12 protein-coding genes are annotated in these 11,376 nt (G+C 58.4%); 5 read left to right on the forward strand and 7 right to left on the reverse strand.

All coding sequences use genetic code 11. The annotated features are described in order from the left end of the window. Nucleotides 1–327, reverse strand: a 327-nt coding sequence (locus ABWQ00_RS15100) for a hypothetical protein (RefSeq protein WP_353239484.1), incomplete at its 3' end; no start/stop codon positions are given. A 122-nt stretch (nucleotides 328–449) separates the two neighbouring features. Here ABWQ00_RS15100 and priA point away from each other — a divergent pair. After that, nucleotides 450–2,552 carry a replication restart helicase PriA gene (gene priA, locus ABWQ00_RS15105; RefSeq protein ID WP_502908160.1) on the forward strand — a complete coding sequence of 701 codons (2,103 nt, stop codon included), beginning with the start codon at nucleotides 450–452 and terminating at the stop codon, nucleotides 2,550–2,552. A 41-nt stretch (nucleotides 2,553–2,593) separates the two neighbouring features. Here the strand turns inward: priA and lnt are convergent, their stop codons facing one another. From lnt to ABWQ00_RS15120, 3 genes are all read right to left on the reverse strand, one after another. Then, the gene (lnt, locus tag ABWQ00_RS15110) at nucleotides 2,594–4,168 is read right to left on the reverse strand and encodes an apolipoprotein N-acyltransferase (RefSeq protein ID WP_353239485.1); all 1,575 of its coding nucleotides are present in this window, start codon (nucleotides 4,166–4,168) and stop codon (nucleotides 2,594–2,596) included. Then, entirely contained in the window at nucleotides 4,165–5,064 is a 900-nt protein-coding gene (locus tag ABWQ00_RS15115) for a CorC family transporter (RefSeq protein ID WP_353239486.1), read from the reverse strand. Before ABWQ00_RS15115 ends, lnt begins: the two co-directional genes overlap by 4 nt. A gap of 70 nt (nucleotides 5,065–5,134) precedes the next feature. Beyond that, complete coding sequence (locus ABWQ00_RS15120; RefSeq protein ID WP_353239487.1) at nucleotides 5,135–5,887, reverse strand: GNAT family N-acetyltransferase; 753 nt, start codon at nucleotides 5,885–5,887, stop codon at nucleotides 5,135–5,137. A gap of 162 nt (nucleotides 5,888–6,049) precedes the next feature. On the opposite strand from ABWQ00_RS15120, the gene ABWQ00_RS15125 reads away from it, so the two are divergent. The 3 genes from ABWQ00_RS15125 to ABWQ00_RS15135 all read left to right on the forward strand — a co-directional run bounded on the left by ABWQ00_RS15125 (nucleotide 6,050) and on the right by ABWQ00_RS15135 (nucleotide 9,245). Then, nucleotides 6,050–7,735, forward strand: a complete 1,686-nt coding sequence (locus ABWQ00_RS15125; protein ID WP_353239488.1) for an AMP-binding protein — start codon at nucleotides 6,050–6,052, stop codon at nucleotides 7,733–7,735. Then, nucleotides 7,732–8,661 carry an MBL fold metallo-hydrolase gene (locus ABWQ00_RS15130; protein WP_353239489.1) on the forward strand — a complete coding sequence of 310 codons (930 nt, stop codon included), beginning with the start codon at nucleotides 7,732–7,734 and terminating at the stop codon, nucleotides 8,659–8,661. Before ABWQ00_RS15125 ends, ABWQ00_RS15130 begins: the two co-directional genes overlap by 4 nt. 71 nt (nucleotides 8,662–8,732) lie before the next feature. After that, on the forward strand, nucleotides 8,733–9,245 hold the full coding sequence (locus ABWQ00_RS15135; RefSeq protein WP_353239490.1) for a hypothetical protein: 513 nt from the start codon (nucleotides 8,733–8,735) through the stop codon (nucleotides 9,243–9,245). Nucleotides 9,246–9,591: 346 nt separating this feature from the next. On the opposite strand, the gene ABWQ00_RS15140 is transcribed toward ABWQ00_RS15135, so the two are convergent. The 3 genes from ABWQ00_RS15140 to ABWQ00_RS15150 are packed head-to-tail and all read right to left on the reverse strand — an operon-like array spanning nucleotide 9,592 to nucleotide 10,406. Further along, nucleotides 9,592–9,786 carry a hypothetical protein gene (locus tag ABWQ00_RS15140; RefSeq protein ID WP_353239491.1) on the reverse strand — a complete coding sequence of 65 codons (195 nt, stop codon included), beginning with the start codon at nucleotides 9,784–9,786 and terminating at the stop codon, nucleotides 9,592–9,594. 33 nt (nucleotides 9,787–9,819) lie between these two features. After that, nucleotides 9,820–9,969 (reverse strand): hypothetical protein, encoded by a 150-nt coding sequence (locus tag ABWQ00_RS15145; protein WP_353239492.1) that lies wholly within the window; start codon nucleotides 9,967–9,969, stop codon nucleotides 9,820–9,822. Further along, entirely contained in the window at nucleotides 9,966–10,406 is a 441-nt protein-coding gene (locus ABWQ00_RS15150; RefSeq protein WP_353239493.1) for a DUF6641 family protein, read from the reverse strand. Before ABWQ00_RS15150 ends, ABWQ00_RS15145 begins: the two co-directional genes overlap by 4 nt. A gap of 166 nt (nucleotides 10,407–10,572) precedes the next feature. Between ABWQ00_RS15150 and ABWQ00_RS15155 the strand changes: the two genes are divergently transcribed. Next, a complete protein-coding gene (locus ABWQ00_RS15155; RefSeq protein WP_353239494.1) occupies nucleotides 10,573–10,893 on the forward strand; it encodes a hypothetical protein in 321 nt (106 codons plus the stop codon). Nucleotides 10,894–11,376: the final 483 nt, after the last annotated feature.

Raw genomic sequence — 11,376 nt, forward strand, 5'->3', positions numbered from 1 at the left:
CGAGCATGTGACGGCGCTGGTCGAAGCGGTGCACAGCCATTCACGCCATTTGCGCAACAAGGCTTGAAAACCGAAGAATTCAGCTAACACACAAACACGCCAAAAATGCGGTTTTATTGCAAAAATACCCACTTTCTCTCTTGACTTATGCACAAAAAAAGGGCGCACCACTTTGTCTGAGTTTTGCGCTGCATGGCCTTCTTGTCTCTTTTGAAAACTGGCTAAGTCCTTGATTTTGTTGGGTTTTATGAAAATGCCCATCTGGTGAGCAATCTGTCTAAACCCTTGATTTGCAAGGCCTTGCAAGCCTTGAGGACAAGTTTTCAACAAAGTTATCCACAGATTTTTTGGAGAGAAGTCAAAGCACTTTGAAATCAAGCACTTAGGCCCGATTTCGAGACTTCACCTAACTATCAAAATTTGTAAATTCTTGCAAAACATCGGAGCATTTGCCATTGTCGATTTGGATTGACATCGCCGTTCAGGCCCCTGCGCACAGCCAAGTAGGTGGCTTGTTGACCTACCACAGCCCAGTCTCGGTGCAAGCCGGTCAACTGGTGCGCGTGCCTTTTGGCCAACGCGAAGTGCTGGGGGTGGTATGGGCGATGAGGGACCAAGCTCCTGCTGACATGCCCGCAACCAGCGTGCGCGATGTGTTGGGCGTGCTGCAAGGTCTGCCACCTCTGGACGCCTCCTGGCGACAACTGGTGCAATTTTCAGCCCAGTATTACCAGCGCGCCTTGGGCGAAGTGGCCTTATCGGCCTTGCCGCCCCAGCTGCGCGACCTGTCGTCAGAGCAACTGGCGCGGCGCTTGAAAAAGCAAACCGACAGAACCGTGCAAACCACCCCTGGCCCTGCCCTGTCCCCCGAACAGATCAACGTGCTCGACCAGATGGCCAATGGCCCTGGCCCATTCTTGCTGTTTGGCAGCACCGGCAGCGGCAAAACCGAGGTGTATTTGCAGGCGGTGGCACGCATGCTGGCTGCCGATCCGCAAGCCCAAGCATTGCTCATGGTGCCCGAGATCAACCTCACGCCCCAACTCGAAGAACGGGTGCAGGCCCGTTTTGGCACCGAGGCCGTGGTCTCGATGCACAGCGGCATGACGCCCGCCCAGCGCCTCAAAGCCTGGTTGGCCGCGCACGCGGGCCATGCCCGCATCGTGCTGGGTACACGCATGGCCATTTTTGCCTCCATGCCGCAGCTGAAACTCATCGTGGTCGACGAAGAGCACGACCCCAGCTACAAGCAGCAAGAAGGTGCCCGTTATTCGGCACGCGACTTGGCCGTGTACCGTGGCAGGCTTCAAAATGCACCCGTGCTGCTGGCCTCGGCCACGCCCTCACTGGAGAGCTGGCACCTCAGCCGTCCAGCCACGAAGGGCGACTCAGGCGGCCGTTACCAGCGTCTGCTGATGCCCTCGCGCATAGGGACCGGCTTGTTGCCCAAAGTGCGGCGCGTGGACATGAACAAACAGCCGCGCCGCGCTGTGCTGTCCACCCAGCTGGTGGCCGCCATCCAAGAGCGGGTAGAGCGCGGCGAGCAATGCATGCTGCTGCTCAACCGCCGCGGCTACGCCCCGGTGCTGCACTGCGCCGACTGCGGCTGGAAAAGCGATTGCAAGCACTGCAGTGCGTTCCGGGTGTTCCACAAGATCGACCGCACCCTGCGCTGCCACCACTGCGGCCTGACCGAACGCGTGCCACGCGCCTGCCCTGAGTGCGGCAATGCCGACATCGCCCCCATTGGCAGGGGTACAGAACAACTTGAAGAACACTTGGGCGAATTGCTCGCACACGTTTTGCGCCCAGATGGCACACCGGTGCGCATCGCCCGCATCGACGCCGACAGCACGCGGCTGAAGGGGGCACTCGAAAGCCAACTGGCGCAAGTGCACTCCGGCGAGGTCGATGTCTTGGTCGGCACCCAAATGATCGCCAAGGGGCACGACTTCAGGCGCATCACCTTGGTGGCCGCCGTCAACCCCGACACGGCCCTGTTTTCAAGCGACTTCCGCGCGCCCGAACGCTTGTTTGCCCTGCTCATGCAAGCCGCTGGCCGCGCCGGGCGCGACGCCGCCCAAAGCGCCACGAGTGAGATGTGGGTGCAGACCTTTCACCCCACACACGCGCTGTTTGAGGCACTCAAAAAACACGACTACCCGGCCTTTGCCACCAGCGAGTTGGCCGAGCGCACCGCCGCTGACCTGCCGCCCATCAGCCACCAGGCCCTGCTGCGCGCCGACGCCCGCACCCAAGAAGCAGCCCAAGCCTTGTTGAACGCGGCCCGCGAAACACTGCAAGCGCAACTGAGCGCGGACCCCGAAACCGCCGACTTGGTGATGCAGGTGAGTGTGTACCCCGCCGTGCCCATGAGCATGCAGCGCGTGGCCGATGTGGAACGCGCGCAAATGCTGCTGGAAAGCCCCAAGCGCATGGCGCTGCAAAAAACCTTGTGGCACCTGCACAGCGTGCTGCACCAGCTGCGCAGCCTGCCCGAACACAAAGGCGTGATCCGCTGGCTGGTGGACGTGGACCCCCAGGCCATTTGAGGCTATTTGAGACCCCTCAGAATTGAGATAGAGCCAAAGGCTCAGGGCTTTCGCCGCCTCCAGGCCGCCCAGGCCACCACGGCCAAGCACACCGCCCAAAGCGGCCCCAAACCCCAAGCACCTGACCACCGCGCATACGGCGTCAGGCCGTTGCGGCCCTCAAAAGTGCCCGTCAAACTGCCCCGGGTAAAACGTGGCAGCTGCTCGGTGACGCGGCCCGTGTGGTCGATGATGGCCGTGGCCCCGGTGTTGGTGGCCCGCAGCATGGGACGGCCCAACTCGATGGCCCGCAGCCGCGAAATGCTCAGGTGCTGGTCGACCGCCAAGGTGTCGCCAAACCAAGCGATATTGCTCACATTCACCAAGGCCGTGGGGGCGGTGGCCGGGTCTGTGAAACGCAGGGCCAACTCTTCGCCAAACAAATCTTCGTAACAGATATTGGGCGCCAAGCGCTGGCCTTGCCATTCCAGCGAGGGCTGTCGCCAGCCGCCCGCTTGGAAGTCACCCAATGGAATGTTCATCATGCGGATGAACCACACAAAGCCCGGCGGCATGAACTCACCAAAGGGCACCAAGTGAGATTTGTCGTAACGATAAGGCCTTGAACCCTCAGGGCCCATGGCCACCACCGAATTGGCGTAGCCCTCAGCCAAACTGCCCAAAGGCACGCCCACCAAAGCCATCGGCCGACCCGGCTGGGCAAAGTGCTGCTGCAAGCCTGACCAATAGCCTTCCGGCAAATAGTGTGGCAACAGGGGAATGGCCGTCTCGGGGGCCACCACCAAAGGCTGGCGGCTGGCGCGCAACTGTTCGTCGTACCACTGCAAGGCATCGCGCACACCGCTTCCCGCTTGAAACTTGTCGGTTTGCGAAATATTGGCCTGCAGCAACTGCACCTGCCCCTGACCTGCCGAAGTGGTGAAAGCAGGCCCCCAGACCTGCAAGCCCCAAGACGCCAGCAGCAAGCCCAGCCAAGGCTTGAGCGCCCGCAAACGCCAACCGGCCAAAGCCAAGCGCATGGCCAGCCAAGCCGCCAAAGCGCCTACGCCGTAAACGCCGATCCATGGCGCCCAGGCTACCAGCACGCCGTCCACATGGGCGTAACCGCCAGCCCCCCAAGGAAAGCCGGTGAACCAGCGTCCGCGCATCAACTCGGCCAGAGTCCACAAGGCAGCAAACAAAACGCTGGCCATACCCGGCTGCTGAACCACCCAGCCCCGCGCCAGACCCACCCAAACCGCCGCCGCAAGAGCATAGTAAAGCGCCAAGGAACACGCCAGCGCCAGCACCGCCAACACCGCCAACGGCGCAGGCAAACCGCCCACATGGTGCATGGACACGTACAACCACCAAAAACTGCCTGCCAGCCATGCCGTGGCAAACACCCCGCCAAACCAAGCCGCACGCTTGACGGGACTGGGCCCTGCAAAAGGGCCTCCGATGGACTGGCGGGCCATTGGGGCCAAACCCGCCGCCAACAGGGTCAGGCTCAGCAGTTGCAACCAGCCCAAGGCTTGCCCACTGCCTGGCCAAGCCATTGAAGCCGCCTGAGCCGCACCAGCCCATGCCGGCCACAAAAGGGGCCAAGCCCTGGCGCGCTGGGGCGCTGGGTTCATGCAGATGTTCCGGGCGACGCAGGCAAAACAGGCGTGATGGGCGACACCTTGAACCACCGCACCGCACCGGCACGCGTGTGCAAAACCACAAAACGCAGCCCCGCCAACTCATAGGCCTCGCCGCGGTGTGGCACATGGCCCATCTCGTGCGCGATCAGACCGCCCAAGGTGTCAAAGTCATGGTCGTCTTCGCCCTGCCGTGCTTGCTTCAAGTCCACTCCAAAGGCCTCGCTCACGCGCTCCAACGCGGTGTCGCCGCTGACCCTGAAGCTGCGGTCGGGCAGGCTGAAAATATCCCCCGCATCGTCGGCAATATCGAACTCATCCTCGATCTCGCCCACGATTTGTTCCAACACATCCTCGATGGTGATCAGGCCCGCTGTTCGGCCGTACTCGTCGATGACGATCGCCAAATGGTTGCGGTTGTCACGGAACTGCCGCAGCAAATCATTCAGGCCCTTGCTCTCGGGCACAAACACCGCAGGCCGCAGCAAGGCGCGGATGTTCAACTCCGGAGCGCGTTGCAACTTGAGCAAGTCTTTGGCCAGCAAAATGCCGATCACGTTTTCTCGCTCGCCTTCGTACACCGGAAAGCGCGAATGCGCCGTATCGATCACCTGGTACATCAACACATCCAATGGGTCTTCGATGTTGAGCAGATCCATCCGGGGCGCCGGCACCATGACATCGCCGGCGGTCATGTCGGCCATGCGGATCACCCCCTCGATCATCAAACGGCTCTCGGCATTGATGATTTGGTTGTCCTCGGCCTCGGCCAAAGTCTCGATCAGCTCGGCCGCAGAGTCAGGGCCGGGGTGGATGAACTCTGCCAGTTTTTGCAGAAAACTCCGTTTGTCTTCGCGCTCGGCTGTGCGCGCGGGGTGAGGGTCAGACACGGTCTAGGCTTGCAGGACATGCGGTTGTGGCGAAGCTGCAAGGATAGCGGAATCAGATGACACCCGGGCATCAAGGCCCGCGCGCCGCATCCCGCGCATCGCGCACCCCTTGGCGAATCTCTTGCACCGTGCGCAACCAAGCTCGAAACTGGCTCGCTTGCATTTTGAGCTGGTAATCGACTTCGGCCATCTGCTCTAGGACCAAGCCACTGATTTGGCTGTCCAAGGTGGCCTGCGGCAAAGACAAATAAGCCTCGGTTTCGCTGCCATCGCGCTGCACCGACGCGCCCGCCTGGCGTGCAATCTTGAGCATGGCCACGTTCTCGCTCAGGGCGTGGATGAAAAGCAGACTCACGCCTTGGTTGCGGGCGTGCATCACCGCGTGGCCAAACAACTTGGCACCCAAGCCTTTACCGCGCTGGTGCGGCGACACCGACACCCCAAACTCGGCGCAAGTGGTCCATTGCGGATCCACCGAATACGCCAAATGGGCCATGGCCACCAGCTGCAGGCGCCGATTGAACACCCCAAAAATTTCGTCCCGGTCAAAGTTCAAACCCGCCACGTATCGGCCAATTTGCTCATCGGTCGCGGCATAACCAAACCGCAGGTACCGATCTTGCTCTGGCAAGGCCACCAAATGCCGCTCAATGCGCGACCTGTGCCGGGACGACAAAGAGCGGATAGGCACCCAAGGCGTTGCATGGCGAGGGGCCGCCGCTGACGCCAAATCCGCCGATTGAGCAGGCCCGAACCATTGCTGCCACCAGGCACGGAGCCATCGACTCAAACCAAAAGAACGGACGTTGGGTGAGGTGTTCATGTGAGGGGCCAAGGGTTTCTACTCATTTTGCACCCATTGCGCGCCCCACGCCCTTTTCGGGTTTTGTCGCCTGTGAGACCACCACCACCGGCCATCGGGAAATGCCCGATACCGAACACTCTGCAAGCTGGTGACAATGGCTCTCTATCAGGAGAGAAGAACATGGACCGTTTTTGGCTGAAGAGTTACCCCCCCGGTGTGCCACACGACATCGACACAGAACAATACAAAAGTTTGACGGATCTGATGGAAAGGGCCTTTCGCGAGCACGGCGACAACCCTTTCTCGGTGTGCATGAACCGCTGGATGAGCTACAAGCAGCTCGACGAATTGTCCACCGCCCTCGGGGCTTGGTTGCAAAACAAAGGGCTGGAGCCCGGCAGCCGGGTCGCCATCATGCTGCCCAACCTGCCCCAGTTTGCCGTGACCATGGCGGCAATTTTGCGGGCGGGTTACACCTGCGTGAACGTCAATCCGCTGTACACCCCGCGTGAGCTGGAGCACCAGCTCAAAGACTCCGGGGCCAGCGCCATCGTCATTCTCGAAAACTTTGCCGCCACCTTGCAGGAAGTGATCGAGCGCACCGCCGTGCAACACGTCGTGCTGGCCTCCATTGGCGATTTGCTGGGACCCATCAACGGCCGCTGGTTGACCTTTGCTGTGCGTCACCTGGCCAAAATGGTGCCGCCCTTTGAGCTGCCCTTGGCCGGTGGCCGCACCGTCACCCCGTTCAAGAAAGCGATTGCCCAAGGCCGCAGCCTGAACCTGCGCCCCACCGCGCAAACCATGGACGACATCGCCTTCTTGCAATACACAGGCGGCACCACTGGTTTGTCCAAAGGCGCCGTGCTCACCCACCGCAACATCGTGGCGGCCATGCTGCAAGCCGAAGGCTGGTTTTCGCCGGCCCTGGCCGATGTGCCGGACCTGCGCAAGGTGAACAACATCGCGGCTTTGCCGCTGTACCACATTTTCGCGCTCACGCTGTGTCTGCTGGCCATCCGCCAAGGCTCTTACCTGACCTTGGTGCCCAACCCGCGTGACTTCGCCAAATTCATCGAAGTGCTCAAGCAGCGCCCTTTCCATGTGCTGCCGGGGGTGAACACGCTGTTCAACGCTTTGATGCAGCACCCGATGTTCAAGTCGATCGATTTCTCCTCGCTCAAACTCACCCAAGCGGGCGGCATGGCCGCCTCGGAGGGCACGGCCCGCAACTGGCAAAACGCCACGGGCAGCGCCATGATCGAAGGCTGGGGCATGAGCGAGACCTGCGCCATCGGCACCAACAACCCGGTCACGCAAAAAACCTTCAGCGGCAACATTGGCTTGCCCCTGCCAGGCATCGACATCGCCATCAAAGACGACGATGGACAAAGCCTGCCCGTGGGCAGTTCGGGCGAGATTTGCATCCGCGGCCCCAACGTCATGACCGGCTACTACAACCAGCCTGCTGAAAACGCCAAGACCTTCACGGCCGACGGCTTCATGCGCACGGGCGACATCGGCCTCATGGACGAGGAAGGGTACACCCGCATCGTGGACCGCAAGAAGGACATGATCATCGTCAGTGGCTTCAACGTCTTCCCCAGCGAACTGGAGAACCTCATTTCCACCTGTCCTGGTGTGGTTGAATGCGCGGCGGTCGGCATCCCCGACACCATGCAAGGCGAAACCATCAAGGTGTTTGTGGTGCGCAATGACCCGATGCTGACCGAAGAGGCCGTGGCCCGTTTCTGCCACGAGAACCTGACCGGCTACAAGCGCCCGAAATACATCGAATTCAGAGATGAACTGCCCAAATCCAATGTGGGCAAAATCCTGCGCCGGGATCTGCGCAGCAGCAAGTGAACACGCACCACGTCGGCCTGTTGCCCGCAGGCGTGACCGTGTTCGAGCGGGGCTGGTTGTCGGCCAACAATGTGCTGCTGCAAGGCGCTGACAGCGCCACCTTGGTCGACAGTGGTTATGTGAAACACCAAGCGCAAACACTGGCGCTGGTGCAACATGCCCTGCAGGGCCGCCCGCTCAACTTGCTGGTCAACACCCACCTGCACAGCGACCACTGCGGCGGCAACCAAGCCCTGCAAGCTCACTACCCCGATTTGCTCACCTGGATCCCCCCCGGGCTGGCTCAGGCGGTGCAACACTGGTCTGAAGACGCACTGAGCTACAAACCCACCGGACAAAACTGCCCTGCATTTCGCTTCAACGGTTTGCTGCAGCCCGGTAGCACCCACCGCTGGGGCGACATGGACTGGCAAGTGCACGCCGCCCCCGGGCACGACCCGCATTCGGTCATTCTGTTTGCGCCCGAACACCGCCTGCTGATGTCGGCGGACGCCCTGTGGCAAAACGGATTTGGCGTGGTTTTTCCGGAGCTCGAAGGCGTGGGCGCCTTTGACGAGGTGGCGCAAACGCTGGACCTGATCGAAGGCCTGAACCCCGCCACCATCATTCCCGGCCACGGCTCGGTGTTCACCGAACTGGCCCCGGCCTTGGCCCTGGCGCGCAGCAAACTCAACAGCTATGCCCAAAACCCCGAGCGCCACGCCCGCTATGGCGCCAAAGTGTTGCTCAAATTCAAACTGCTGGAATGGGGCCAGATCTCCAAAGCCGAGTTCAGCGACTGGGCCGCCCACGTGCCTTATCTGAAGGCCCTGCACCAACGCTTTGGCCAAGGCCAGACTTTGGACACGTGGCTTGACATGATGCTGGCCGAGTTGGAGCGCAGCGGGGCGGTGCAGCTTGAAGGTGAGCTTTTACGCGACGCATGATACAGTTTCACGGCAACAGATTCAGCAAGCACCCTTGGGTGGAAGGCGTCGCCCTTTCATCCGTCTGCGGCTTGGCCTATTACCTTGTCTTCTTGCTGCAAACAAAGCTGTCGTCCCTGGTCAATTTTGCGCAAGGTATTGATCTGTTTTTTGCACCCGCAGGCATCAAACTGGTGGCTTTCATGGTCGCGGGCATTTGGGGGTTTTGGGGCATTGCGGTCGTTGGCCTGATCACCGCACAGGATGTCTGGCAAACGGACACGATGCTGATTCACCTCGGCAACACAGCCATTTGGGCGGGCGTGCCTTATGTCACCTACCTGGGTTTGGCTCAATGGCTTCGCTTGGATGCAAGTCTGATGAAGCTCAAGTACTGGCATGTCCTCATCATTGCATTGGCGACCTCCTTGGCTTCCAGCCTTGGATCCAACCTGTATCAATGGCTCGTGCAAAACCGCAGTTTTGACATGATCACGAGCGCGAGCATCGCCATGGCAGTGGGTGACTTCATGGGGATTGGGGTATTTGTTTTTGCGCTCGCATTCATCGTGAGAAAGCGCTCACATCGCAACACCAGAGATTGATAGGCAAAGAAAAACCCCACAGCCTCTTGCGAAACTGTGGGGTGAATCTGGTGGCCTGGGGCAGAATCGAACTGCCGACACGCGGATTTTCAACGCACCTCTCCAAACTGTAAACCGTGCTTTTTCAAAGTTCAAAAACGTGAACGCAAAGTGGTGTGCGACAAACGCAACGCAGCGACGCAACAAAAAAGTGTCAACCGTGTGCGAAAGTATTTTTGCTATACCTCTCGTCCGTCTGCCACTCGGTTTGTAAAACACTATGTTTTCGCCACAAACACCCGTGTTTTCGACTGGTTTTGCGGCATTTACGCAGCGTTCCAAACGCAGCAACACGTAGCACAAAAAGTTAGAGCGTTGAAGTTTTACGCTGTTGCTGTTTGCGTAAGCGTTCTGCGTCACGCTGCTGTCGCTGTCTGTCACGCTCTGCCTGTAGTTGTTGCTTGTCACGTTCAACATTTTGTTTCAGTCCGTGTATGCGTGCCTGCGGCAGCGTCATCGGCGGTTTAGGTTTGATAGGTTTAACAAGTTCAGCAATACGCATCAATTATTTATGGATGCGTATGCTGAACAAATGTCAGTCACACATCTCTGTGTAGTTCAACACGTTGCCGTGCCCGTACTGTGCTTCGCCCAACAACTTTGCTTCGTAAGCGTTGCTGGCGAACACGATGGTGTGTGCTGTTTGCGTTGGTGACACACGCACCCACAACTGCCAGCGTTTCATTTCGCAAAACCTGAACGCAACTTGTTGGCAGCAGACTCAATCGCTGCGTCAAGTTCACCTTCAAGTGCCGCAGTTTTTACTGTCTCAAGTACTGTGACAAGTTCAGCAGTTGACGCAACTTCTACAGCGTACTTACCCTTCGCCAGTTCCAACACACGTGTGCCGTAACGTACGCTGAGTGCCAACTTGCCGTTGTCTGCTGTAAACCACCACTGTTTCACACGCTTGCTTGTTTCCAATTGCTTGCGTACACCTGATTCTTTGTCTGTGTAACTGCGGAACTTGACGGGTGCGAACTGTGTTCCTGCTTGCTGTGCTTTCGCCAGTTCAATCTGTTCCCACAAACGCTTGGCAAGTTTGTTGCGGCGTTGCTGTACAGGTGTAACAGTGCCAGGCTTTTGTGCTGCTGACAGTTTCAAAGTGCTCAGAATTCCCATCACGTTTTCTCCAGTTGTTGTAACGACAAACAAACTGTAGTTTCGAGTTGCTTGGTTGGACAACCGGAATTTGCCAGCACAAATTGATTTGTCCAAAACGCCACAAAACCACCTAATAAACAGTCAGTTTTTGTAGCCTGTTCTTATCTCGCTGCTAAATAACTGTATGAACAACTACAAGAACTTCAAAGACACGCAGCAAACGGATGCTTGGTTACGCAGCAAGGGCATCAACGTCCAAACCTTCGCCAAAACCAAATCCAAAACGCTACAGGCACAGCAAGCGGCAACACTGCTGCTGGAGCAACACAGCACGGAACTGGACAACGCAACCAAACGGCTGCTGGAACACTTCAGACGCTGCTACGCAGACAACAACAAGCGTGGCAAGATTACAGACGGTGACTGCTACCGTGTGTTGAATCTCGCTACACGTGTAAAGCGTGGTCTGTACAAACAGAACAGACGTACACAGCAGACTGCGTAACAGCAGCCACCAAACACACACACTCAACGCAAGATAATCCACTTGCTAACAAAGGGAACAAACGCAGGGGGGAATATGACGGCTAATGACCCTGCCCTACACCGTTGCTGTAACAGCGTGTGAACAATAGGTGATGCCGCAGAGTAGTTGCGTGACGCAACTGGAAGTTCCAACACATCAGTCTTCCAAAAAACTCTGTTACAGGCGTGTGGACTGACTCAACTCAAATCAAACTACACGACACGGCGGCAAATAGCATCGGAACTTTTCCCTTGCTATAGCCGTCGTGCGTCCAAACTAATCTAAATCAACCTAATACACCTCACACAACTGCGTTGTGTTCGGCTTTCACTCATCAGTTCAAACACAACCAAATGAAAGCGAAGCGATGTGTGTGAGCGACGAGCGAAACACAGGCGAACTCCAGTTTGTTGATTAGCCAGACAAACTGAGCCAGTGTTTGCATCGAATATTGAGCCACTG

Source organism: Limnohabitans sp., from assembly GCF_040400975.1.
GTDB lineage: Bacteria > Pseudomonadota > Gammaproteobacteria > Burkholderiales > Burkholderiaceae_C > Limnohabitans_A.

Bases quoted from the DNA above. Each gene is read 5' to 3' on its own strand.
- ABWQ00_RS15140 (WP_353239491.1), bottom strand. From the start codon at position 9,786: ATGCGTATTGCTGAACTTGTTAAACCTATCAAACCTAAACCGCCGATG.
- lnt (WP_353239485.1), bottom strand. From the start codon at position 4,168: ATGAACCCAGCGCCCCAGCGCGCCAGGGCTTGGCCCCTTTTGTGGCCG.
- ABWQ00_RS15150 (WP_353239493.1), bottom strand. From the start codon at position 10,406: ATGGGAATTCTGAGCACTTTGAAACTGTCAGCAGCACAAAAGCCTGGC.
- ABWQ00_RS15125 (WP_353239488.1), top strand. From the start codon at position 6,050: ATGGACCGTTTTTGGCTGAAGAGTTACCCCCCCGGTGTGCCACACGAC.
- ABWQ00_RS15120 (WP_353239487.1), bottom strand. From the start codon at position 5,887: ATGAACACCTCACCCAACGTCCGTTCTTTTGGTTTGAGTCGATGGCTC.
- ABWQ00_RS15145 (WP_353239492.1), bottom strand. From the start codon at position 9,969: ATGAAACGCTGGCAGTTGTGGGTGCGTGTGTCACCAACGCAAACAGCA.
- ABWQ00_RS15155 (WP_353239494.1), top strand. From the start codon at position 10,573: ATGAACAACTACAAGAACTTCAAAGACACGCAGCAAACGGATGCTTGG.